Source organism: Escherichia sp. E4385, assembly GCF_963883145.1.
Taxonomy (GTDB): Bacteria; Pseudomonadota; Gammaproteobacteria; order Enterobacterales; family Enterobacteriaceae; genus Escherichia.
This window is the reverse complement of sequence record NZ_CAWOOJ010000030.1, coordinates 1-24,254: the sequence shown is the minus strand read 5'-3', so window position 1 is coordinate 24,254 and position 24,254 is coordinate 1. Positions and strand designations below refer to the sequence as shown.

Here is a 24,254-nt window from a genome sequence, read left to right as displayed (position 1 = left end):
TGACTTTGTAAACGCGTTTAACTGAAGAGTAACTTATGGCTGCAACCAAGCCTGCTTTTAACCCACCGGGTAAAAAGGGCGACATAATTTTCAGCGTGCTGGTAAAACTGGCGGCGCTGATTGTGCTATTGATGTTGGGTGGCATTATTGTCTCTCTGATCATCTCCTCCTGGCCGAGCATTCAGAAATTTGGTCTGGCTTTCCTGTGGACCAAAGAGTGGGATGCGCCGAACGATATCTACGGGGCGCTGGTGCCGATCTACGGTACGTTGGTGACTTCGTTTATCGCGCTGCTGATCGCCGTTCCGGTGAGTTTCGGTATCGCCCTGTTCCTGACCGAGCTTGCGCCTGGCTGGCTGAAACGCCCGCTGGGTATCGCCATTGAGCTGCTGGCAGCCATTCCAAGTATCGTTTACGGCATGTGGGGCCTGTTTATCTTCGCGCCGCTGTTTGCTGTTTACTTCCAGGAGCCGGTCGGCAATATCATGTCGAATATCCCGATTGTCGGCGCGCTGTTCTCCGGCCCGGCCTTTGGTATCGGTATCCTCGCAGCAGGCGTGATCCTCGCCATCATGATCATTCCGTACATTGCGGCAGTTATGCGCGATGTGTTTGAACAAACCCCGGTGATGATGAAAGAGTCGGCCTACGGTATCGGCTGCACCACCTGGGAAGTTATCTGGCGTATCGTTCTTCCGTTCACCAAAAATGGGGTCATCGGCGGCATTATGCTGGGTCTGGGGCGCGCGCTCGGTGAAACTATGGCGGTAACCTTTATCATCGGTAACACCTACCAGCTCGACAGCGCCTCTCTGTACATGCCTGGCAACAGTATCACCTCTGCGCTGGCCAACGAATTTGCCGAAGCGGAATCCGGTCTGCACGTTGCCGCACTGATGGAACTGGGCCTGATCCTGTTTGTGATTACCTTCATCGTCCTCGCCGCATCGAAGTTTATGATTATGCGCCTGGCTAAGAATGAGGGGGCACGTTAATGGCTATGGTTGAAATGCAAACCACTGCGGCGCTGGCAGAATCCCGCCGCAAAATGCAGGCGCGTCGCCGCCTCAAAAACCGTATTGCACTGACGCTCTCGATGGCGACGATGGCCTTCGGTCTGTTCTGGCTGATCTGGATTTTAATGTCCACCATCACTCGCGGTATCGATGGTATGTCGCTGGCGCTGTTCACTGAAATGACGCCGCCGCCAAATACGGAAGGCGGTGGTCTGGCGAACGCCCTGGCGGGTAGCGGGCTGTTAATTTTGTGGGCCACGGTATTCGGTACGCCGCTGGGCATTATGGCGGGGATTTATCTGGCGGAATATGGTCGTAAATCCTGGCTGGCAGAAGTGATTCGCTTTATTAACGACATTCTGCTCTCCGCGCCGTCGATTGTGGTTGGTCTGTTTGTTTACACCATCGTGGTGGCGCAGATGGAGCACTTCTCCGGCTGGGCGGGTGTGATTGCACTGGCGCTGTTACAGGTGCCGATTGTTATCCGCACCACCGAGAACATGCTGAAACTGGTGCCGGACAGCCTGCGTGAAGCGGCTTATGCGCTGGGTACGCCGAAGTGGAAGATGATCTCCGCGATTACGCTGAAAGCGTCGGTGTCCGGGATTATGACCGGTATCCTGCTGGCGATTGCCCGTATTGCTGGTGAAACCGCGCCGCTGCTGTTTACCGCGCTCTCCAACCAGTTCTGGAGCACGGACATGATGCAACCGATCGCCAACCTGCCGGTAACGATCTTTAAGTTTGCGATGAGTCCGTTTGCGGAATGGCAGCAACTGGCCTGGGCCGGGGTGTTGATCATTACCCTGTGCGTACTGCTGCTGAACATTCTGGCGCGCGTTGTATTTGCGAAGAATAAACACGGTTAACACTTTGCCGGATGCGGCGTGAACGCCTTATCCGGCCTACGGTAAGCCTGATTAGCGAAGTGCATCAGGCACGATGAGGAAAAGATTGCAATGAGTATGGTTGAAACTGCCCCGAGTAAAATTCAGGTTCGTAATTTGAACTTCTACTACGGCAAATTCCATGCCCTGAAAAACATCAACCTGGATATCGCTAAAAACCAGGTTACGGCGTTTATCGGGCCGTCCGGCTGCGGTAAATCGACGCTGCTGCGTACCTTCAACAAAATGTTTGAACTGTATCCAGAGCAGCGCGCGGAAGGTGAAATTCTGCTCGATGGCGACAACATCCTGACCAACACTCAGGATATCGCCCTGCTGCGTGCGAAAGTGGGCATGGTGTTCCAGAAACCGACGCCGTTCCCGATGTCCATTTACGACAACATCGCCTTTGGCGTGCGTCTGTTTGAGAAGCTCTCCCGTGCTGACATGGACGAGCGCGTGCAGTGGGCATTGACCAAAGCCGCATTGTGGAACGAAACCAAAGATAAATTGCACCAGAGCGGTTACTCTCTCTCTGGCGGTCAGCAACAGCGTCTGTGTATTGCGCGTGGTATCGCCATTCGCCCGGAAGTGCTGCTGCTCGACGAACCGTGTTCGGCGCTCGACCCCATCTCTACCGGGCGTATTGAAGAGCTGATCACCGAACTGAAGCAGGATTACACCGTGGTGATCGTCACCCACAACATGCAGCAGGCTGCGCGTTGTTCCGACCACACTGCGTTTATGTATCTGGGCGAATTGATTGAGTTCAGCAACACGGACGATCTGTTCACCAAGCCAGCGAAGAAACAAACAGAAGACTACATCACCGGTCGTTACGGTTGATTCAGGAGTGCGTTATGGACAGTCTCAATCTTAATAAACATATTTCCGGCCAGTTCAACGCCGAACTGGAAAGCATCCGCACGCAGGTGATGACCATGGGCGGCATGGTGGAGCAGCAGCTTTCTGATGCAATCACCGCGATGCACAACCAGGACAGCGATCTGGCGAAGCGGGTCATCGAAGGCGATAAAAACGTCAACATGATGGAAGTGGCAATCGATGAAGCCTGCGTGCGCATTATTGCCAAACGTCAGCCGACGGCGAGCGACCTGCGTCTGGTGATGGTTATCAGTAAAACCATTTCCGAGCTGGAGCGTATTGGCGACGTGGCGGATAAAATCTGTCGCACTGCACTGGAGAAATTCTCCCAGCAGCATCAGCCGTTGCTGGTAAGCCTGGAATCACTGGGGCGTCACACTATCCAGATGTTGCATGACGTGCTGGACGCGTTTGCGCGCATGGATATTGACGAAGCGGTGCGTATTTATCGTGAAGATAAAAAAGTCGATCAGGAGTACGAAGGTATCGTGCGCCAGCTGATGACTTACATGATGGAAGATTCGCGCACCATTCCGAGCGTACTTACTGCGCTGTTTTGCGCACGTTCAATCGAACGTATTGGTGACCGCTGCCAGAATATCTGCGAATACATCTTCTACTACGTGAAGGGGCAGGATTTCCGTCACGTCGGCGGCGATGAGCTGGATAAATTGCTGGCAGAGAAAGATTCGAAAGCGTAACGCTAAGCGTGCGCTGCACCTGGCTCTCTGCCCGGTAAAACTTACCGGGCAGAGTAGCATTACGAAAAATCGCCCCACAGTCTCAGTTTGCCGCAGTGGAGACAGCGGAACAGATAACCCTGACAATCACCGCCGTTTTGCAAACATTTAGCTAGATCAGAATTTTTAATACCGAAATTTTCACAATCTTCTTCAAGATTGGCAAATTCATCGAGGCGATCTTTTATCTCATTCCAGCCCACATAGCCGATAAAAGCACAGAAATCGCCACAATGTGCGAGCCAGAATTCCTGCTGCCATCCATGATAACCTGGCGTGCGTTCAACCAACTCTTTCAGCATTTCGTCAGGATATGTGTTCTTAACACCGGCAAATTCGTCCTCTTCATCATACTCAAATTCAACGCCTTCAATGTTTGTATCATCCTGAAAACTACCTGCAAACTTTTCTGCCGCAGAACCGTCCGCAATGCACCACGGACAGAGATATTCAACTTCATCAACACAATAAAAAGGACCAGAGTAATAAACTGACGTCGGTTGTTCACAGCAATCGCACTCTACGGTTTTATCCTGCTTAAATGCGCCTGTTTCCAGTGGTTTTGGATGATATTTGAATAGGGGTAACGGCCTGATATTTTGAGTCATAGAAACATCCTGTCTGCTTTTGAGTAGCTTAAAGATAAAGCATCCCGCTTAGCGTAAAGAGTCTGTTTCAGGATATTAAATACCGAATCCTGGTAGACGCGTGATGCATTACCCGACGTTGAACTGACATATCAAACTCCCTTTGCTTACCTTTGAGCGCCTTGCCGGGTGGAGTAAGTGAAGGGAGTTTGAAGCGTTATGCCGTAATATCCCAGCCTCGTGCCTTCCAGAGTGCAGGTAACTGCGCCAACTCGGTAAAGGTGGTGACTTTCGGATGAACGATCGGCTTATTGTGCGGGTCAGCGCAGAAGTAAAACACCTCCATACCGGCATCGATTCCTGACTGCGCACCGGCGCTGGAGTCATCGACCAGAATGCAGTTTTCAACGTTCACATTCATCGCTTTTGCCGCATGGAACATTAACGCCGGGTCGGGCTTCCAGCGTTGGATGTCATAGCCACTGAACAGCTTTTCCGGGAAATAGTGCAGCATATTGAGCTTACCAAGCGAATGCTGCATCTTGCTGACCGGACCGTTAGAGACGACGCACATCGGCACTTTCACACTAGCCAGCAATTCGTTCGCTCCTGCAATCACCTCAAGCTCGCTATCAAACAGGCGCGCCACTTCCGCACGGTAAACGTGTTCGGCATCGGCACGGACTATTTCTACGCCCTGTTCTTTGCTAATGATGTCGATGATTTCGTAGAGTTTTACGCCTTTAAAGCGGGTAAAAATTTCTTCAAGGTCAACGTTAATGCCAAATTCCCTGAACATCGTGACATAGGCTCGAGAGCAAATAACCTCACTGTCGACCAGCGTACCGTCGCAGTCGAAAAATACCGCTTCTATCTGGGACATGTCTTTCCTTTATCGTTAGTTTAACGTTTTCGTCAGGCATATTCGCATGACGCAATCGTTGCCGTATAAGCAAATACAATGAAAAAAAGTTATCTTCAGCCGTCCATATTGTCTCATTTTGGTATACGATAGCGACGTATTTTCCCTCCTTGTTCGGAAATAGATAATGAGTCAACAACACACAACCCAGGCTTCTGGCCAGGGGATGCTGGAACGCGTGTTTAAACTGCGCGAACATGGCACGACGGCACGGACCGAAGTGATCGCCGGTTTTACCACCTTCCTGACGATGGTTTACATCGTTTTTGTTAACCCGCAAATTCTCGGCGTTGCTGGCATGGACACCAGCGCCGTCTTCGTCACCACCTGTCTGATTGCTGCGTTCGGCAGTATTCTGATGGGGCTGTTTGCTAACCTGCCAGTCGCGCTAGCACCAGCTATGGGCCTGAACGCATTCTTCGCCTTTGTCGTTGTGCAGGCGATGGGCTTACCGTGGCAGGTCGGGATGGGTGCAATCTTCTGGGGCGCAATTGGTCTGCTGTTACTGACAATCTTCCGTGTTCGCTACTGGATGATTGCCAACATTCCGGTGAGTCTGCGTGTGGGGATCACCAGCGGTATCGGCCTGTTCATTGGCATGATGGGGCTGAAAAACGCAGGTGTGATTGTCGCTAATCCGGAAACGCTGGTGAGTATCGGTAATCTGACTTCTCACAGTGTGCTGCTGGGTATCCTCGGCTTCTTCATCATCGCCATTCTGGCTTCACGTAACATTCACGCAGCGGTGCTGGTTTCTATCGTGGTGACAACGCTACTAGGCTGGATGCTGGGTGATGTGCACTACAACGGCATTGTCTCCGCGCCGCCGAGCGTGATGACCGTGGTGGGGCATGTGGATTTAGCTGGTTCATTCAACCTCGGACTGGCTGGCGTGATTTTCTCTTTCATGCTGGTTAACCTGTTTGACTCCTCCGGTACGCTGATTGGCGTGACTGATAAAGCAGGTCTGGCGGATGAGAAAGGTAAATTCCCGCGCATGAAGCAGGCGCTGTATGTCGACAGTATCTCTTCCGTGACCGGTTCGTTTATCGGTACGTCTTCTGTTACGGCGTATATTGAGTCCTCCTCCGGCGTTTCCGTTGGTGGGCGTACTGGTCTGACGGCAGTGGTTGTTGGTTTGCTGTTCCTGCTGGTTATCTTCCTGTCGCCGCTGGCGGGGATGGTGCCTGGCTACGCCGCGGCTGGCGCGCTGATTTACGTTGGCGTACTGATGACCTCAAGTCTTGCGCGTGTGAAATGGCAGGATCTCACCGAATCCGTTCCGGCGTTTATTACTGCCGTGATGATGCCGTTTAGCTTCTCGATTACCGAAGGTATTGCGCTGGGCTTTATCTCCTACTGCGTGATGAAAATCGGTACAGGCCGTCTGCGCGACCTTAGCCCGTGCGTGATTATCGTGGCGCTGCTGTTTGTGCTGAAAATTGTCTTTATCGACGCCCACTAAAATCGATAGCGCCTTAAAAACCCGCCATGCATGATTGCTGGCGGGTTTTTTATTTAGATCTTAACGCGTTGAATAAACTCGCCAAATGCGGTCAACTGCCCGGTCAGGTGGTCCAGCGTTCCCTGATCAATCACTTCTCCTGTCTGCGGATCGACTTTGTTCTGAATCACACCGCCCATAAACTCTGGTTTGTTCATCACCATTGCATCCAGGAAGACCAGAATCTGGCGCAGATGATACTGACAGCGTGCGCCGCCAATTACGCCCATTGAGCTGGTCTGAATCAACACCGGTTTACCGGCCAATGGCTGATCGGGCAGGCGGGAAAGCCAGTCGATGGCATTTTTCAGTCCACCCGGCACCGAGTAGTTATATTCCGGCGTCACGATCACCACACCATCTGCCTGACGAATCTGTTCCGCCAGAGCTTCAACCGTTGCTGGAAAACCGTCTTCCTGCTGTACGTCTGCGTCATATAAGGGAATGTCAGCAATAGATGGCAACGCGTTAACTTCCATACCCGCTGGGGCAATTTTCGGCAGCGTACGTGCAACCATGCCATTAAATGAACCTTTGCGCAGGCTTCCCAATAACGTAACCACCTTCAATTTTTCAGACATGATGACTCCTGTGGTTGTCTATCAATTTGGCAAAAATGACTTCACGGTAGAGAGCTGGGCAAAACGCATCATCCGGCTGGTTGGATTATTGGCGCGGCTGTGAATATCCGGCAGGCTTTTCCAGCCTTGCTTGCCATCAAACTCCCAGACATTGAGCTTTTCAATCGCTGGGCTGACCGCCACGGACCATACCAGCACTTCCTCTGCGTCGCATATCGCTTCTACATGATTTACATGGGCACATTTCAGGCGTCCCGCAATGGGCATCAACTGCAGATTTCGCGGGTCGTCATTCAAAACATCACCGGTAAGTTTTAGCACGCTTCGGCGCAGCGTGATGAGCTGCGCTCGCGCTTCGTTAGGATCGTTTTGCTTGCTGATCCATAGTGATTCATTGCTGGAAAAAGCATGGTTATCGGGCGCGTGAGGGCTATGAAACCCGCGAGTCGCGCGCTGTAGTTCCATATCGAGGCCACATTCACCTTCAGTTGTTAACGCCACTCCGACCATGTTTCCGGCATAGGCTATTGAAAATGATGGTAAATTTTTATCGTGGAAAACCGGTTTTCCTTTAGCCTGGGTGACGATTTCCGGCAATTCACTAATGCCGTACAGCAAGAACATCAGTTCTGCGAGTAAACCTCTGGACGCCAGGAAACGACTTTGACGATGAGGGGGAAGATTTAGGGCTTCTTGATGACACTGGGAGGGTAGACGAACAGATATCAGGTGTCCTTCCGTTAAAATCCCTCGGGCAAAGTGAGTCGCCATTTTTCGCTCCATGCTTAATGGTCCATTATGAATACAGAGTAATCATTTACTAAAATTATGGACAGACTAAAGCGGCGAAAAGTTCGATTCAGACAAATTTATTACATGTTTTTTACATTTCATCGCGAAATGTGGTCGCATTTTATACGATTTAATTATGCCATCGAGGCGTAAAGATTTTTAATGGTTTCCCGTAACCAGACGATCTTCGGGTTATGGCTGTTCCGTTTGTGCCACAGCAGAGTAAACGGCACTTCCAGCTTTTTTTGCTGGATTTCGTCAAACGGGAGAGGGAGTGCAACCAGTGGAAGCTGGTGGAGTTGGTTGTAGTACTGACAGTAGCGCGGTGCGGTCGCCAGTAGCAGATTGTCGGGCTGCGCCGCCATAAATAGTGACTGCTCGAATTCTGGCAGACTCATGGCAATCGTGCGTTCGCGTCCTGATTCCTGCAACACATTGTCCAGCGCCCAGGTATCGCTCTGTTCCCAGCAAATGCTGATATGTGGATAACGTAAAAAAGTATCCAGATCCCATTCTTCACGCAGCGCCGGATGATCTTTGCGCAACCAGACGCACGGTAAGTCTGTAAATAATACGTCATAATCAATAGACAACGGCAGAAGACTAAGCTGTTCTCGCGAGCGAGGGTGGCTTTCTCGTCCGGTAAAACCGATATCCACTTCTCCACGAATAATTGCATCCAACGAGTCATAATCCCAGTTACGCAGTTTGATCGTCGCCTGTGGGTAACGCTGGTAAATATGTTTCGACAGCGCATTAAACATAATCATCATCAGCGGCGATTCTGCTGCCAGCTCAAACTTCAGACCACGTGGCGTTTGGTGGTGCGGTTTATCCAGCAGCAGATTGCTCATTTGCATCCACTCCGCCAGATTTTGCTCCATGCTGACCATCAGCGGCGTTGGCGTCAGGCCCAGCGGTGAGTTCACAAAGAGCAGGTCATCAAACCATATCCGAAGCTTTGCCAGAGATTTGCTCACCGCCGAAGGCGTCACGTTCATCCGTTTCGCCGCTTTGGTCACGCTGCGCTCCTGCATCAGCAGTTGCAGGCAGAGCAGCAAATTCAAATCAAGTGTGGTGATGGATTTCTTCATGAGCGGTAACGGGGCGTCCAGGTGCGACGAGCATAATCAGCAACAGGCTCACTATGCTACAGGCAATCAGAATCCCGATCAGCATATTCCATGCGCCTACGCCGACTACCGCCGCTAGCCAAATCCACAGTGATGAACCGCAAACCTGTGCAATGCCTAATGTCGAACTGGCTACGCCCGCGCGTAATGAAAACGGCCCTAATGCCTGACTCATTGCCACGCCGAATCCCACCGAAAAACCAGCGCAAATCAACGTGATGCCAAACAGCGAAACTGCATGGGAAGGCGAAACCGCAAGGATGATTCCCGCCGCCAGAAATAACACCTGCGAGGTGATCATCAACGTACGTGGCTTAAAAATTCCCAGCGCAAATGGCGTAGAAAATGAAACGGTCATGCTGACGCCAGCGGTCAACGCCATAATGGTGGCGTATTCTCCGCGCGCAAAGCCCATGATTTCCATCAGCAATACTGGCGACGTATTCACGAAGGTAAGGATGACTGAGACGCTGAGGGTGGTGATAAGCACTCGGCTGAGGAAAAAGCGGTTAAGCAACGACTCGGTATTTTCTCGTGTTTTGCCCGAAGCGGCAGGTGCCGCAGGGCGGGTTTCTTTTAAAATAAACAATGACAACATGAGTACCGCGACACCCATCAGCGCCATTACCCAGAACAGGCTCTGCCACGGGAACCTAAGCATAATCAGGTGGCCAAGCACTGGCGCTAACACCGGAATGATGCAGGTAATGCCGTTGAGTAATGACAGCACTTTTGCCCGACGTCGATCGTCCAGCGTGTCGCGTAAAATCGCGAATGCCACCACGTAACAACAGCCCGCGCCGAGTCCCTGCAGAAAGCGTCCTGCAAGAAATAACGCGCTGGTTTCAGCCAGTGAACAGAGCACAGAGGCGATAATAAATAGCGCCGCGCCGGGGATGGCGACAGGTTTTCTCCCTGAACGGTCGGCCACTTTACCGGCAAATAACATTGCTGCTGCCATCCCCGCAAGGTAAACGGAGAACGCAATATGCAACTGCGCTTCGCTGGCATTGAGATCGGCGGCGATGCGCGGTAAGCCGACCAGGTACATATCAATACCTGCGGGATAGAGTAAAACCAGGGCAAAACTACAAATTAAAAAGCGGGACATGGGATAAAGCGTCCTGACGGGAAGGTGACGCAAAGCATACGTGGTGAAGGAGAATCAGGCGAGTTGCCATTTGGACAAAAGAGATTTCCTTTCAGGCAAGAAGCCAGCGAATGACCGCTGGCTTCTTTAAGGGCTTAGCCAAATTTAGGTAACACGTTAAAGACGTTGCCGAACCAGCACAAAATCACGGTGATACCAAAGAGAATGACAATCGCCGGAATAAGATTGCCGCCCCAGACCGTGAATATCTGATTGGGAAACTTCTTGCGAGCTTTGATTGCCAGCACCGCGGGGATAATGACCGCCCAGATGGTGGCGCACAGTCCTGCACCGCCAATCCCGTAAATAAAGCCATTCGGGAAGACGAGATACAACAAAGCGGGTGGCAGGAAGGTTAACAGCACGGTTTTGAAACGTCCGCCGTGGGAGTTATCAATCTTAAACAGATCCGCCAGGTAATCGAACAGCCCAAGCGTGACGCCAAAGAACGAACTGGCGACAGCTAAGTTGGAGAACACCAGCAGGCAAAATTCGATAATGCCATGCTGTTTGGTGCCGAGGAACGTTTTTACCAGTGAATCAACGTTGCCGCCCGAGGAGATAATCGCTTTAAAACTTTCTCGCGAGATATTCCCCATCGTGCAATAAAGCCAGAAGAGATAAATCACTAGTGCCAGCAGCGAGCCGAAAACTACGCTTTTGATTAGTTTATCTTTCTTTTTGCCATAGCAAATAATCAGACTGGGAATATTGCCGTGGAAACCAAATGACGCCAGACACACCGGCAAAGCCATAAAGATATACGGGAAGTAAGACGTCCCCACAGTCGTGCTGGTGGAATCGCGCAGAATGGAATAATCGACCTGGAAGAAGAAAGAACCAAACACGATCACAAAGGAGATAATCTTCAGCCCGAGGAACAACGAGGTAATACGACTGGCGGCTAAAGAGCTTATCCACAATACGCTGGCAACGAAAATGGCCGTACAGATCCCGACAATGCGTGGATTAGCGTGATAGCCCAAATTCATCGATATCGTTTCGCTAATGATTGCGCCGTTAGCAGAGATATAAGCATAAGTGAGAATATAGAGAACGAAGGCAACGGTAATACCGCTAATAATGTTCCAGGTGTTGCCAATTAAATCTTTGGTGATGGTGTTAAAACTGGAGCCGACGGGATAATTTAAGTTCGCTTCTAATAATAATAGGCCTGAATGTAACATTGAAAACCAGGCGATAATAAGAATAAAAGCGCCCCAAAAAAACCAGGCACCGGCAAGGTCAACAGGTAAAGCAAACATCCCACCGCCAATTACTGTACCGGCTATAACCATAACACCCCAAAATGCAGAGTGCTTTTTTTCTGATTGATCAGTCATGATGCCACCTTTAGAGGAAGGCTATTTTTGTTATTGAGGTGTAGGGGAAATAGAGTGGCTAACATCCTTATAGCCACTCTGTAGTGTTAATTAAACTTCTTTCAGTTTTGCGGTGAAGTGACGCAATACTTTTGGTTCGTAGGTAAAGGTTAATCCTTTAATATTTGTCGCGTTCTCTTTCACATGTTTGAAGGCTTCAATAATGAAGTCCATATGTGTTTGGGTATATGTTGCGCGTGGAATGGTTAAACGCAGCAGTTCTGCCGGGCAAGGCAGTTGTTTACCGGTTTTCGGATCGCGACCTAACAGGAAGGAACCAATTTCTACCGCACGGATACCGGCGACTTTATACAATTCGCACGCCAGTGCCTGTGCCGGGAATTGATCTGCCGGGATATGTGGCAACAGTTTACCGGCATCAACGAACGCCGCATGACCGCCCGCCTGCTGGCATATTACGCCAATCTCTTCCAGACCATCGACCAGATACTGCACCTGCGCAATACGATAAGCCAGCCAGTCATGGTTCATGCCGTCATACAGACCGACCGCCAGACGCTCCATCGCACCGCCTTCCAGACCACCATAAGTCGGGAAGCCTTCCTGCACTACGCACAGCGTTCTGCATTCGGTGTAGACATCGAAGAAGCTGTCGTCTTTCACGCACAGCAGGCCGCCCATCGGTACCATCGCATCTTTCTTGGCGGACATCGCCAGCATATCGGCATATTTATAGGTTTCGCGAGTGATCTGCTCGATAGTCCAGTCTTTATATTCCGCTTCACGCTGTTTGATGAAATAGGCGTTTTCAGCAAAGCGCGCGGAGTCCATCACTACCGGAATATCGTATTTCTTCGCAATGCTGTACATCGCTTTCATATTTGCCAGTGAAACTGGCTGGCCGCCTGCGGAGTTGCTGGTAATGGTCGCAACGATATACGGCACGTTATTCGGGCCAACTTCTTCAATACCGCGTTCTAATCCTTCGAGGTCAAAGTTGCCTTTAAAGTCGTAACGTACGCCAGTATCGAAGGCTTCTTTGATATAGACGTTACGCACGGTACAGCCGTTAATCTGGCTATGGCCCTGAGTGGTATCGAAGAAATAGTTAGAGAACGCCACCATTTTGCTGCGATCCAGACCTTTTTCCTGCTCGCGTTTTTTAATCAGTACTGGAATATAGATTTGCTCTGCGCCACGGCCCTGGTGAGTCGGAATAGTGTATTGATAACCAAAGATATTTTTCACTGACTCGGCTAACGCATAGTAGCTGCGGCTGCCACTGTAGGCTTCGTCGCCGCGCATCATTGCTGCCTGCATACTTTGGGTTACCGCCCCGGTGCCGCTGTCGGTCAGTAAATCGATAAACACATCTTCGCTATCCAGCAGGAACGGGTTCATACCAGATTTAATAATCGCTTCTTCACGGTAAGCGCGAGTCGTACGTTTTACTGGCTCAATAACACGAATGCGGAACGGTTCAGGGAGATGTTTAAAGTTTTCCATTGCATAATCCTTCATTTATTTTAATTACAGTGATCCCTGTGAATATTGCGTCTGCAATAACCATTAATTCACCATAATTATGTATGTGAGTACATTTATTTAGACGAGCAAATAGATAAAGCAATAATGGCTTGTCTAAAAGGTAAAATTAAGGCATGGCAAACTAATAGATCACATTGAATCTAATTGGTTTGACTCTGGTGATAGCTACAGAAGGGCAAATTAAGGGCGGTGATCGACAATCTTGTTGTCAATATTGAACCACTTTGAGGTCACACATATATGTAAGATATTCATAATGCACTTATCCTCGAAAGACATGTTGCTACACTATTACATTAAGATTTTTATATCTATTCCTAAGTTTATTAAATGTGAATCGAATCACAATCGTTCGAGACGCATTATTAAATGCTTTTTCTCAGAAAAATACGCTGCATTAAAATTTTAATGTTTATAAGATGAATTGATTAATAAAAAGTATGCAAACAGGAAAACAAAGCCGCATCCTGATTACCAGATGCGGCTTCGTAAGTACGGTTACTTACCGATACAGAAGCTGGAGAAAATCCGCCCCAGTAGGTCGTCAGAGGTAAACTCCCCAGTAATCTCGCTCAAGTTCTGCTGCGCCAGGCGCAGCTCTTCCGCCAGCAATTCGCCAGCCCATGCGCCCAACAGCTGTGCTTTACCTTGCTGCAAATGCTCCGCCGCCTGTTCCAGCGCCTGTAGGTGACGACGGCGCGCCAGGAAGCCGCCTTCCATGTTGGTGTCAAAGCCCATGCTCTGTTTGAGATGGTTACGCAGCACGTCCACACCTTCACCAGTTCTTGCCGAGAGACGAATTAACGCGTGACCGTTCACTTCACTCATTCCCAGCGTTTCGCCGGTGATATCGGCTTTATTGCGCACCACGGTGATCGGTAGTTTCGCTGGCAGACGGGCGATAAATTCCGGCCAGATCTCTGCCGGATCAACGGCATCTGTCGTGGTGCCATCGACCATAAACAGCACGCGGTCGGCCTGTTCAATTTCCTGCCACGCACGCTCGATACCAATACGTTCCACTTCGTCACTGGCTTCACGTAACCCGGCGGTGTCGATGATATGCAGCGGCATTCCGTCAATGTGGATATGCTCACGCAGCACGTCACGCGTGGTTCCGGCGATATCGGTTACGATCGCCGCTTCACGCCCAGCCAGCGCGTTCAGCAGGCTCGATTTACCGGCGTTAGGACGCCCGGCAATCACCACTTTCATCCCTTCGCGCAACAGGCTGCCCTGACGAGCTTCGGCGCGTACTGCGTCAAGATCGGCAATTACGTCATTGAGCTGGGCTTCAATTTTGCCGTCGGAGAGGAAATCGATCTCTTCATCGGGGAAATCAATTGCCGCTTCGACGTAAATGCGCAAGTGGGTGAGGGCTTCCACCAGATGGTTGACCCGTGCGGAGAATGCGCCTTGCAGCGAGTTAAGTGCCGAACGGGCTGCCTGTTCCGAGCTGGCATCGATCAGATCGGCAATCGCTTCTGCCTGGGCTAAATCAAGTTTATCGTTAAGAAACGCGCGTTCTGAAAACTCGCCAGGGCGGGCAATTCGCAGGCCGGGAATGGTCAGAATACGTTTTAACAGCAGGTCGAGGATCACCGGACCGCCATGACCCTGCAGTTCCAGCACATCTTCGCCGGTGAACGAGTTCGGGCCAGGGAACCATAGCGCAATCCCCTGATCGAGCACGCTGCCGTCGGCGTCTTTAAACGGAAGATAATCGGCGTAGCGCGGCTTAGGCAGTTTACCCAGCACGGTTTCGGCAACTTCACGGGCTTTGAGGCCGGAGATGCGCAGGATGCCAACGCCGCCACGTCCCGGAGGCGTGGCCTGGGCTACGATAGTGTCATTATCGCTCATGATGTTCCTGTTGCTTTGTGTGGCGGATGCGCGGTGCTTATCCGCCCTACGAAAAGAAAAAAGGCGGTCAACTGACCGCCCTTATTTTAGCGAAAACTCACCGAATCAGGATTTTTTCTTCTCGCGGCTATGCAGGCCACGTTTTTCCAGACCACGGTAAATCAGCTGCTGCTGAATAATGGTAACCAGGTTGCTGACGATATAGTACAGCACCAGACCTGACGGGAACCACAGGAAGAACACGGTGAAGATGACCGGCATAAAGGTCATGATCTTCTGCTGCATCGGGTCGGTCACAGTGGTCGGCGACATCTTCTGAATGAAGAACATCGTTACGCCCATCAGGATCGGCAGGATATAGTACGGGTCCTGTGCAGACAGGTCGTGGATCCACAGTGCGAACGGTGCCTGACGCAGTTCAACGGAACCCATCAGCATGTAGTACAACGCGAGGAAGATTGGCATCTGGATAATCAGCGGGAAGCAGCCACCCAGCGGGTTAACCTTCTCAGCTTTGTACAGCGCCATCATTTCCTGGCTGATACGCTGTTTGTCATCGCCCAGACGCTCACGCATAGCCTGAATCTTCGGCTGCAGCATACGCATCTTCGCCATGGAGGTGTACTGCGCTTTGGTCAGCGGGTACATGATGCCACGAACGATAAAGGTGATGATGATAATGGAGAAGCCCCAGTTACCCACAAAGCTATGGATCCATTTCAGCAGTTTGAACAGCGGCTGAGAAATGAACCACAACCAACCGTAATCAACGGTCAGATCCAGGTGCGGAGCAACAGCTGCCATTTTGTCCTGGATTTCCGGGCCAACCCACAGGGTGCTGTTCATCGCGCCAGTCTGACCAGGCTGAACCAGTACCGGCTGAGATTTATAGCCGATAGCGGCGATGCCGTTACCCAGATTAGCGGTGTAGAAGTTGTTGGTGCCGTCGTTATGCGGGATCCACGCAGTCGCGAAATACTGTTGCAGCATCGCCACCCAACCACCTTTCGAAGAGATGTTCAGGTTTTCGTTATCGGCAATGGTATCGAACTTGTATTTCTCGTACTTCTCGTCAGGCGTGGAGTACGCTGCGCCACGGAAGGTATGCAGTGCGAAGTTGCTGCTTCCAGTGTCGAGATGCGGTGGCAGATTGATGGATTGCTTCAACTGACCAAAGGTGGAGATCTCCAGCGGTTTTTCGCCAGCGTTCTGCACGTTGTAGTTGACGTTGACAGCGTAATCACCACGTTTCAGGACAAACGTTTTGGTAAACGTGTTGCCTGCCGCGTCGGTATACGTCATCGGCACCTGCAGTTCGTTTTGGCCTTCAGCCAGCACATAAGCGTCTTTTTCAACGTTATACAGCGGACGCGGGCCGTTAGCCGGGTTATCCGGGCCATCACGACCGGTCAGACCGCTCTGTGCCTGATAAATAAACTGCGGTGAAGTTTCCAGCAGCTGGAACGGCTGGGTAGAGTTCAGCTCTTTCGGGTAAGCCGGGAGCAGAGCCTGTTCAACATCACCACCACGGGTGTTGATGGTCAGATCAAGCACGTCGGTCTTAACAGAAATCAGTTTCCCCTGGCCACTGGCCGGTACGCCCTGGTCGGCGGCGCTACCCGCTGCGGTGGTCGTTGTCTGCGTGGTCTGTTGGGCCTGAGGTTGCGGGTTTTTATCCTGCTCCCAAGCTTGCCAGATCATGAAAGACACGAACAGCAAAGCGATGACTAAAAGATTGCGTTGCGAATCCATCGTTAGTGTTCTCTGGTATCAAATGGTCCGGGCGGGACGGGATCGTCACCACCAGGGTGTAAAGGGTGGCATTTTAATACGCGTTTCACCGTCAACCAACTGCCTTTTATCACTCCAAACCTGCGCAATGCCTCAATTCCGTAGCTTGAACAGGTTGGAGTGAAACGACAATGCGGCCCGAGTAGCGGACTAATCAGGCGTTGATAGACCCGAATGAGGGCTATCAGGACCCGCGAGCCAGGCGACAGTGGCGGCGCCATAATTTTTCCAACGCTTCCGAGAGAGCACGGTTATCGAGGTCGGCAACCCCTTTTTTCGCCACCACCACGAAATCCATAGCCGGGAGTTCATGTTGGCGCAGACGGAAGCTTTCACGCGTCAGACGTTTAATCCGATTGCGTTCATGCGCGCGTCGAACGTTTTTCTTGGCGACAGTAAGACCGATACGGGGATGCCCCAGCGAATTCAGGCGGCCGAGAATGGTAATTTGCGGCGTGCCAGCCCGTTGTGGCTGCTGGAAGACGAATGTGAATTGACTGGGAGTTAACAAACGTAACTCCCTGGGAAATGCGAGCTTAACCACGCAGGGGTTAGCTATATTACTTAGAAACGGTCAGACGAGCGCGGCCTTTAGCACGACGACGTGCCAGAACCTGACGACCATTTTTAGTAGCCATACGAGCACGGAAGCCGTGAGAACGGTTGCGCTTCAGTACAGACGGTTGAAAAGTGCGTTTCATGGCGATTTCTACCTAAACTTGAATAAATTCAATGGCTTTATTGGATATCCGCCGAAAAATGAAACGATGGACACCGAAGCCATGGGTGATTAAAGAGGCCGGATTGTAATAATTGTACACTCCGGAGTCAATTCTCTTTCCTTATTTACCGCGCTTTTCCGCACCTTTTCGCTGGGAAAATGTACGGCTTCACACCAGTGAAAACCAGCATGGCGCGTCGGGGCGAGGATTATACGGGCTACCGGGTAAAGCGCAAGGATCGTCCAGGATCTTTATTAGATCGATTAAGCCTAATTTTGTCTAAGGTCATTAAATTTTCCAATATGCGGCGTAAATCGTGCCCGCCTTGCGGCAGGATCGTTTACACTTAGCGAGTTCTGGAAAGCCCTGTGGATAAATCGGGAAAATCTGTGAGAAACAGAAGATCTCTTGCGCAGTTTAGGCTATGATCCGCGGTCCCGATCGTTTTGCAGGATCTTGATCGGGCATATAACCGCAGACAGCGGTTCGTGCGTCACCCTCATGCAGGGTCTTTTCGACGTGCGTCAACAATCATGAATGTTTCAGCCTTAGTCATAATCGACTTTTGTTCGAGTGGAGTCCGCCGTGTCACTTTCGCTTTGGCAGCAGTGTCTTGCCCGATTGCAGGATGAGTTACCAGCCACAGAATTCAGTATGTGGATACGCCCATTGCAGGCGGAACTGAGCGATAACACGCTGGCCTTGTACGCGCCAAACCGTTTTGTCCTCGATTGGGTAAGGGACAAGTACCTTAATAATATCAATGGACTGCTAACCAGTTTCTGCGGAGCGGATGCCCCACAGCTGCGTTTTGAAGTGGGCACAAAGCCCGTGACACAAACGCTGAAAGTCCCTGCCAGCAATACAGTTGCACCCGCTCAGGCAGCGCAGGTGCAGCCGCAACGTGCTGCGCCTTCTACGCGCTCAGGCTGGGATAATGTTCCGGCTCCGGCAGAACCGACCTATCGTTCCAACGTCAACGTTAAACATACGTTTGATAACTTCGTCGAAGGTAAATCTAACCAGCTGGCGCGCGCGGCGGCTCGCCAGGTGGCAGACAACCCGGGCGGCGCCTATAACCCGCTGTTCCTTTATGGCGGCACGGGGCTGGGTAAAACCCACCTGCTTCATGCGGTGGGTAATGGCATTATGGCGCGCAAGCCGAATGCCAAAGTGGTTTATATGCACTCCGAACGCTTTGTTCAGGACATGGTAAAAGCCCTGCAAAACAATGCGATCGAAGAGTTTAAACGCTACTACCGTTCCGTTGATGCGCTGCTGATCGACGATATTCAGTTTTTCGCCAATAAAGAACGATCCCAGGAAGAGTTTTTCCATACCTTTAACGCCCTGCTGGAAGGTAATCAGCAGATCATCCTCACGTCGGATCGCTATCCGAAAGAGATCAACGGTGTTGAGGATCGTTTGAAATCTCGCTTCGGCTGGGGGCTGACTGTGGCGATCGAACCGCCAGAGCTGGAAACCCGCGTGGCGATCCTGATGAAAAAGGCCGACGAAAACGACATTCGTTTGCCGGGCGAAGTCGCGTTCTTTATTGCCAAGCGTCTACGATCTAACGTACGTGAGCTGGAAGGGGCGCTGAACCGCGTCATTGCTAACGCCAACTTTACCGGACGGGCGATCACGATTGACTTCGTACGTGAGGCGCTGCGCGACTTACTGGCTTTGCAGGAAAAACTGGTCACTATCGACAATATTCAGAAGACGGTGGCAGAGTACTACAAGATCAAAGTCGCGGATCTCCTTTCCAAACGTCGATCCCGTTCGGTAGCGCGTCCACGTCAGATGGCGATGGCGCTGGCGAAAGAGCTGACTAACCACAGTCTGCCGGAGATTGGCGATGCGTTTGGTGGTCGTGACCACACGACGGTGCTTCATGCCTGCCGTAAGATCGAGCAATTGCGTGAAGAGAGCCACGATATCAAAGAAGATTTCTCTAATTTAATCAGAACATTGTCATCGTAAACCTATGAAATTTACCGTAGAACGTGAGCATTTATTAAAACCGCTACAACAGGTGAGCGGTCCGTTAGGTGGTCGTCCTACGCTACCGATTCTCGGTAATCTGCTGTTACAGGTTGCTGACGGTACGTTGTCGCTGACCGGTACTGATCTCGAGATGGAAATGGTGGCACGCGTTGCGCTGGTTCAGCCGCACGAACCAGGGGCGACGACCGTTCCGGCGCGCAAATTCTTTGATATCTGCCGTGGTCTGCCTGAAGGCGCGGAAATTGCCGTGCAGCTGGAAGGTGAGCGGATGCTGGTGCGCTCCGGGCGCAGCCGTTTTTCGCTGTCTACCCTGCCAGCGGCGGATTTCCCGAACCTCGATGACTGGCAGAGCGAAGTCGAATTTACCCTGCCACAGGCGACGATGAAGCGTCTGATTGAAGCGACCCAGTTTTCTATGGCGCATCAGGACGTTCGTTATTACTTAAACGGTATGCTGTTTGAAACCGAAGGTGAAGAACTGCGCACCGTGGCGACCGACGGCCACCGTCTGGCGGTCTGTTCAATGCCAATTGGTCAATCTTTGCCAAGCCATTCGGTGATCGTGCCGCGTAAAGGCGTGATTGAACTGATGCGTATGCTCGACGGCGGCGACAATCCGCTGCGCGTGCAGATTGGCAGCAACAACATTCGCGCCCACGTTGGCGACTTTATCTTCACCTCTAAACTGGTGGATGGTCGCTTCCCGGATTACCGCCGCGTTCTGCCGAAGAATCCGGACAAGCATCTGGAAGCAGGCTGCGATCTCCTCAAGCAGGCGTTTGCTCGCGCGGCAATTCTCTCTAACGAGAAATTCCGCGGTGTGCGCCTGTATGTCAGCGAAAACCAGCTGAAAATCACCGCCAACAACCCGGAACAGGAAGAAGCGGAAGAGATCCTCGACGTTACCTATAGCGGTGCGGAGATGGAAATCGGCTTCAACGTCAGCTATGTGCTGGATGTTCTGAACGCGCTGAAATGCGAAAACGTCCGCATGATGCTGACCGATTCGGTTTCCAGCGTGCAGATTGAAGATGCAGCCAGCCAGAGCGCGGCTTATGTTGTCATGCCAATGAGACTGTAATGTCCCTCACCCGCTTGTTGATCCGCGATTTCCGCAACATTGAAACCGCGGATCTCGCTTTATCTCCCGGCTTTAACTTTCTGGTAGGTGCCAACGGCAGTGGCAAAACCAGCGTGCTGGAAGCCATCTATACGCTCGGCCATGGTCGGGCGTTTCGCAGTTTGCAGATTGGTCGCGTTATTCGCCATGAGCAGGAAGCATTTGTGCTCCACGGGCGTTTGCAGGGCGAAGAGCGCGAGACGGCGATTGGCTTAACCAAAGACAAACAGGGCGACAGCAAAGTCCGTATCGACGGTACTGATGGGCATAAAGTCGCGGAGCTGGCGCATCTGATGCCGATGCAACTGATCACGCCAGAAGGGTTTACTTTACTCAACGGCGGCCCCAAATACAGAAGAGCATTCCTCGACTGGGGATGCTTTCACAACGAACCCGGATTTTTCACCGCCTGGAGCAATCTCAAGCGGTTGCTCAAGCAGCGTAATGCGGCGCTGCGCCAGGTGACACGTTACGAACAGCTACGCCCGTGGGATAAAGAATTGATCCCGCTGGCGGAGCAAATCAGCACCTGGCGCGCGGAGTATAGCGCCGGTATCGCGGCCGATATGGCTGATACCTGTAAGCAATTTCTCCCTGAGTTTTCTCTGACTTTCTCTTTCCAGCGCGGCTGGGAGAAAGAGACAGAATATGCTGAGGTGCTGGAACGTAATTTTGAACGCGATCGCCAGCTAACCTACACCGCGCACGGCCCGCACAAAGCGGACTTACGCATTCGCGCCGACGGTGCGCCGGTGGAAGATACCTTATCGCGTGGGCAGCTTAAGCTGTTGATGTGCGCCTTACGTCTGGCGCAAGGAGAGTTCCTCACCCGTGAAAGCGGGCGGCGGTGTCTCTACCTGATAGATGATTTTGCCTCTGAGCTTGATGATGAGCGTCGCGGGCTGCTTGCCAGCCGCTTAAAAGCGACGCAATCACAGGTCTTTGTCAGCGCAATCAGTGCTGAACACGTTATAGACATGTCGGACGAAAATTCGAAGATGTTTACCGTGGAAAAGGGTAAAATAACGGATTAACCCAAGTATAAATGAGCGAGAAACGTTGATGTCGAATTCTTATGACTCCTCCAGTATCAAAGTCCTGAAAGGGCTGGATGCGGTGCGTAAGCGCCCGGGTATGTATATCGGCGACACGGATGACGGCACCGGTCTGCACCACATGGTATTCGAGGTGGTAGATAACGCTATCGACGAAGCGCTCGCGGGTCACTGTAAAGAAATTATCGTCACCATTCACGCCGATAACTCTGTCTCTGTACAGGACGACGGGCGCGGTATTCCGACCGGTATTCACCCGGAAGAGGGCGTATCGGCGGCGGAAGTGATCATGACCGTGCTGCACGCAGGCGGTAAATTTGACGATAACTCCTATAAAGTGTCCGGCGGTCTGCACGGCGTTGGTGTTTCGGTAGTAAACGCCCTGTCGCAAAAACTGGAGCTGGTTATCCAGCGCGAGGGTAAAATTCACCGTCAGATCTACGAACACGGTGTACCGCAGGCTCCGCTGGCGGTTACCGGCGACACCGATAAAACCGGCACGATGGTGCGTTTCTGGCCCAGCCTCGAAACCTTCACCAATGTGACCGAGTTCGAATATGAAATTCTGGCGAAACGTCTGCGTGAGTTGTCGTTCCTCAACTCCGGCGTCTCCATTCGTCTGAAAGACAAGCGTGATGGTAAAGAAGACCACTTCCACTATGAAGGCGGTATCAAGGCGTTCGTTGAGTATCTGAACAAGAACAAAACGCCGATCCACCCGAATATCTTCTACTTCTCCACCGAAAAAGACGGTATCGGCGTTGAAGTGGCGCTGCAGTGGAACGATGGCTTCCAGGAAAACATCTACTGCTTTACCAACAACATTCCGCAGCGTGACGGCGGTACTCACTTGGCAGGCTTCCGTGCGGCGATGACCCGTACCCTGAACGCCTACATGGACAAAGAAGGCTACAGCAAAAAAGCGAAAGTCAGCGCCACTGGCGATGATGCGCGTGAAGGCCTGATTGCCGTTGTCTCCGTGAAAGTGCCGGACCCGAAATTCTCCTCTCAGACCAAAGACAAACTGGTTTCTTCTGAGGTGAAATCGGCGGTAGAACAGCAGATGAACGAACTGCTGGCAGAATACCTGCTGGAAAATCCGACCGACGCGAAAATCGTGGTTGGCAAAATTATCGATGCTGCCCGCGCCCGTGAAGCTGCGCGTCGCGCTCGTGAAATGACCCGTCGTAAAGGTGCGCTGGATTTAGCTGGCCTGCCGGGCAAACTGGCGGACTGTCAGGAACGCGATCCGGCGCTTTCTGAACTGTACCTTGTGGAAGGGGACTCTGCGGGCGGCTCTGCAAAACAGGGGCGTAACCGCAAGAACCAGGCGATTCTGCCGTTGAAAGGTAAAATCCTCAACGTCGAGAAAGCCCGCTTCGATAAGATGCTGGCTTCCCAGGAAGTGGCGACGCTGATCACCGCGCTTGGCTGCGGGATTGGTCGTGACGAGTACAACCCGGACAAACTGCGTTATCACAGCATCATCATCATGACCGATGCGGACGTCGACGGTTCGCACATTCGTACGCTGCTGTTGACCTTCTTCTATCGTCAGATGCCGGAAATCATCGAACGCGGTCACGTTTACATTGCCCAACCGCCGCTGTACAAAGTGAAGAAAGGTAAGCAAGAACAGTACATTAAAGACGATGAAGCGATGGATCAGTACCAAATCTCCATCGCACTCGATGGTGCTTCCTTACATACCAACGCCAGCGCACCCGCTTTAGCGGGCGAAGCGTTAGAAAAACTGGTGTCTGAGTACAATGCGGCGCAGAAAATGATCGTGCGTATGGAGCGTCGTTATCCGAAAGCAATGCTGAAAGAGCTTATCTATCAGCCGACGCTGACGGAAGCCGACCTCTCTGATGAGCAGACCGTTACCCGCTGGGTGAACGCGCTGGTCAGCGAACTGAACGACAAAGAGCAGCACGGCAGCCAGTGGAAGTTTGATGTCCACACCAATGCCGAGAAAAACCTGTTCGAGCCGATTGTTCGCGTGCGTACCCACGGCGTGGATACTGACTACCCGCTGGATCACGAGTTCATCACCGGTGGCGAATATCGTCGTATCTGCACGCTGGGTGAGAAACTGCGTGGCTTGCTGGAAGAAGATGCGTTTATCGAACGTGGCGAGCGTCGTCAGCCGGTAGCCAGCTTCGAGCAGGCGCTGGACTGGCTGGTGAAAGAGTCCCGTCGTGGTCTTTCCATCCAGCGTTATAAAGGTCTTGGCGAGATGAACCCGGAACAGCTGTGGGAAACCACCATGGACCCGGAAAGCCGTCGTATGCTGCGCGTTACCGTTAAAGATGCGATTGCCGCCGACCAGCTGTTCACCACGCTGATGGGTGACGCCGTTGAACCGCGTCGTGCATTTATCGAAGAGAACGCCCTGAAAGCGGCGAATATCGATATTTAATGGCGTTAACAATGCGAGCGTGCCTGATGCGCTACGCTTATCAGGCCTACAAGACTCATGCAATGTATTGAATTTTCATGATTTTGTAGGCCGGAGAAGGCGTTAACGCCGCATCCGGCAAGAAGCTATAAGAAAAGGGCGGAGATTATCTCCGCCCTTTTTATTGTTATCCCTAAACCACCT

The 24,254-nt window shown here is 51.7% G+C and carries 24 protein-coding genes; 9 read left to right on the top strand and 15 right to left on the bottom strand.

Annotated elements, in window-relative coordinates; genetic code table 11:
• The first annotated feature begins 35 nt into the window (after positions 1-35).
• From pstC to phoU, 4 genes are all read left to right on the top strand, one after another.
• Positions 36-995 (top strand): phosphate ABC transporter permease PstC, encoded by a 960-nt coding sequence (gene pstC / locus AACS80_RS23410; protein WP_000741620.1) that lies wholly within the window; start codon positions 36-38, stop codon positions 993-995.
• Positions 995-1,885 (top strand): phosphate ABC transporter permease PstA, encoded by an 891-nt coding sequence (gene pstA / locus AACS80_RS23405; RefSeq protein WP_001251991.1) that lies wholly within the window; start codon positions 995-997, stop codon positions 1,883-1,885. The genes pstC and pstA overlap by 1 nt, the downstream gene beginning before the upstream one ends.
• Before the next feature lie 90 nt (positions 1,886-1,975).
• On the top strand, positions 1,976-2,749 hold the full coding sequence (gene pstB, locus AACS80_RS23400) for a phosphate ABC transporter ATP-binding protein PstB (RefSeq protein WP_000063126.1): 774 nt from the start codon (positions 1,976-1,978) through the stop codon (positions 2,747-2,749).
• Positions 2,750-2,763: 14 nt separating this feature from the next.
• On the top strand, positions 2,764-3,489 hold the full coding sequence (gene phoU / locus AACS80_RS23395) for a phosphate signaling complex protein PhoU (protein ID WP_130206818.1): 726 nt from the start codon (positions 2,764-2,766) through the stop codon (positions 3,487-3,489).
• Positions 3,490-3,548: 59 nt separating this feature from the next.
• Here phoU and cbrC read toward each other — a convergent pair whose 3' ends face one another.
• Positions 3,549-4,136, bottom strand: a complete 588-nt coding sequence (gene cbrC / locus AACS80_RS23390) for a PF03691 family colicin E2 tolerance protein CbrC (RefSeq protein WP_130222515.1) — start codon at positions 4,134-4,136, stop codon at positions 3,549-3,551.
• A 196-nt stretch (positions 4,137-4,332) separates the two neighbouring features.
• On the bottom strand, positions 4,333-4,998 hold the full coding sequence (yieH, locus tag AACS80_RS23385) for a 6-phosphogluconate phosphatase (protein WP_135410600.1): 666 nt from the start codon (positions 4,996-4,998) through the stop codon (positions 4,333-4,335).
• A gap of 166 nt (positions 4,999-5,164) precedes the next feature.
• Here yieH and adeP point away from each other — a divergent pair, with 166 nt between their 5' ends.
• The gene (gene adeP / locus AACS80_RS23380; RefSeq protein WP_064525932.1) at positions 5,165-6,502 is read left to right on the top strand and encodes an adenine permease AdeP; all 1,338 of its coding nucleotides are present in this window, start codon (positions 5,165-5,167) and stop codon (positions 6,500-6,502) included.
• A gap of 53 nt (positions 6,503-6,555) precedes the next feature.
• Here adeP and yieF read toward each other — a convergent pair whose 3' ends face one another.
• The 13 genes from yieF to AACS80_RS23315 all read right to left on the bottom strand — a co-directional run bounded on the left by yieF (position 6,556) and on the right by AACS80_RS23315 (position 17,753).
• Positions 6,556-7,122, bottom strand: a complete 567-nt coding sequence (gene yieF / locus AACS80_RS23375; protein ID WP_130235770.1) for a class I chromate reductase YieF — start codon at positions 7,120-7,122, stop codon at positions 6,556-6,558.
• Between the two features lie 21 nt (positions 7,123-7,143).
• Positions 7,144-7,893 carry a 4'-phosphopantetheinyl transferase family protein gene (locus AACS80_RS23370; RefSeq protein ID WP_130206812.1) on the bottom strand — a complete coding sequence of 250 codons (750 nt, stop codon included), beginning with the start codon at positions 7,891-7,893 and terminating at the stop codon, positions 7,144-7,146.
• A gap of 155 nt (positions 7,894-8,048) precedes the next feature.
• Positions 8,049-9,008: an HTH-type transcriptional regulator YidZ gene (gene yidZ, locus AACS80_RS23365; RefSeq protein WP_130215098.1), complete on the bottom strand. Its 960-nt coding sequence runs from the start codon at positions 9,006-9,008 to the stop codon at positions 8,049-8,051.
• Positions 8,983-10,158: a multidrug efflux MFS transporter MdtL gene (gene mdtL / locus AACS80_RS23360; RefSeq protein ID WP_135410599.1), complete on the bottom strand. Its 1,176-nt coding sequence runs from the start codon at positions 10,156-10,158 to the stop codon at positions 8,983-8,985. Before mdtL ends, yidZ begins: the two co-directional genes overlap by 26 nt.
• A 134-nt stretch (positions 10,159-10,292) precedes the next feature.
• Positions 10,293-11,540, bottom strand: coding sequence for a low affinity tryptophan permease TnaB (gene tnaB, locus AACS80_RS23355; RefSeq protein ID WP_135410598.1), 1,248 nt, complete (start codon positions 11,538-11,540; stop codon positions 10,293-10,295).
• Positions 11,541-11,630: 90 nt separating this feature from the next.
• The gene (gene tnaA / locus AACS80_RS23350; RefSeq protein ID WP_138184021.1) at positions 11,631-13,046 is read right to left on the bottom strand and encodes a tryptophanase; all 1,416 of its coding nucleotides are present in this window, start codon (positions 13,044-13,046) and stop codon (positions 11,631-11,633) included.
• Between the two features lie 222 nt (positions 13,047-13,268).
• Positions 13,269-13,343 (bottom strand): tryptophanase leader peptide, encoded by a 75-nt coding sequence (tnaC, locus tag AACS80_RS23345; RefSeq protein WP_001364348.1) that lies wholly within the window; start codon positions 13,341-13,343, stop codon positions 13,269-13,271.
• 243 nt (positions 13,344-13,586) lie between these two features.
• Positions 13,587-14,951, bottom strand: a complete 1,365-nt coding sequence (gene mnmE / locus AACS80_RS23340) for a tRNA uridine-5-carboxymethylaminomethyl(34) synthesis GTPase MnmE (RefSeq protein WP_001282361.1) — start codon at positions 14,949-14,951, stop codon at positions 13,587-13,589.
• A gap of 105 nt (positions 14,952-15,056) precedes the next feature.
• Positions 15,057-16,703, bottom strand: a complete 1,647-nt coding sequence (gene yidC / locus AACS80_RS23335; RefSeq protein WP_064525945.1) for a membrane protein insertase YidC — start codon at positions 16,701-16,703, stop codon at positions 15,057-15,059.
• Positions 16,704-16,705: 2 nt separating this feature from the next.
• On the bottom strand, positions 16,706-16,963 hold the full coding sequence (yidD, locus tag AACS80_RS23330) for a membrane protein insertion efficiency factor YidD (protein WP_001307474.1): 258 nt from the start codon (positions 16,961-16,963) through the stop codon (positions 16,706-16,708).
• On the bottom strand, positions 16,927-17,286 hold the full coding sequence (gene rnpA / locus AACS80_RS23325) for a ribonuclease P protein component (protein WP_000239730.1): 360 nt from the start codon (positions 17,284-17,286) through the stop codon (positions 16,927-16,929). Before rnpA ends, yidD begins: the two co-directional genes overlap by 37 nt.
• A gap of 16 nt (positions 17,287-17,302) precedes the next feature.
• Complete coding sequence (rpmH, locus tag AACS80_RS23320; protein WP_000831330.1) at positions 17,303-17,443, bottom strand: 50S ribosomal protein L34; 141 nt, start codon at positions 17,441-17,443, stop codon at positions 17,303-17,305.
• A 238-nt stretch (positions 17,444-17,681) separates the two neighbouring features.
• Positions 17,682-17,753 carry a hypothetical protein gene (locus AACS80_RS23315; protein WP_123057980.1) on the bottom strand — a complete coding sequence of 24 codons (72 nt, stop codon included), beginning with the start codon at positions 17,751-17,753 and terminating at the stop codon, positions 17,682-17,684.
• 296 nt (positions 17,754-18,049) lie between these two features.
• On the opposite strand from AACS80_RS23315, the gene dnaA reads away from it, so the two are divergent.
• Genes dnaA through gyrB form a run of 4 tightly spaced genes read left to right on the top strand, consistent with a single transcriptional unit; the run spans position 18,050 to position 24,071 of the window.
• Positions 18,050-19,450, top strand: coding sequence for a chromosomal replication initiator protein DnaA (gene dnaA / locus AACS80_RS23310; protein ID WP_000059100.1), 1,401 nt, complete (start codon positions 18,050-18,052; stop codon positions 19,448-19,450).
• Between the two features lie 4 nt (positions 19,451-19,454).
• Positions 19,455-20,555 (top strand): DNA polymerase III subunit beta, encoded by a 1,101-nt coding sequence (gene dnaN, locus AACS80_RS23305; RefSeq protein WP_000673464.1) that lies wholly within the window; start codon positions 19,455-19,457, stop codon positions 20,553-20,555.
• Complete coding sequence (recF, locus tag AACS80_RS23300) at positions 20,555-21,628, top strand: DNA replication/repair protein RecF (RefSeq protein WP_000060112.1); 1,074 nt, start codon at positions 20,555-20,557, stop codon at positions 21,626-21,628. Before dnaN ends, recF begins: the two co-directional genes overlap by 1 nt.
• Before the next feature lie 28 nt (positions 21,629-21,656).
• Complete coding sequence (gyrB, locus tag AACS80_RS23295; protein WP_130206798.1) at positions 21,657-24,071, top strand: DNA topoisomerase (ATP-hydrolyzing) subunit B; 2,415 nt, start codon at positions 21,657-21,659, stop codon at positions 24,069-24,071.
• Positions 24,072-24,254: the final 183 nt, after the last annotated feature.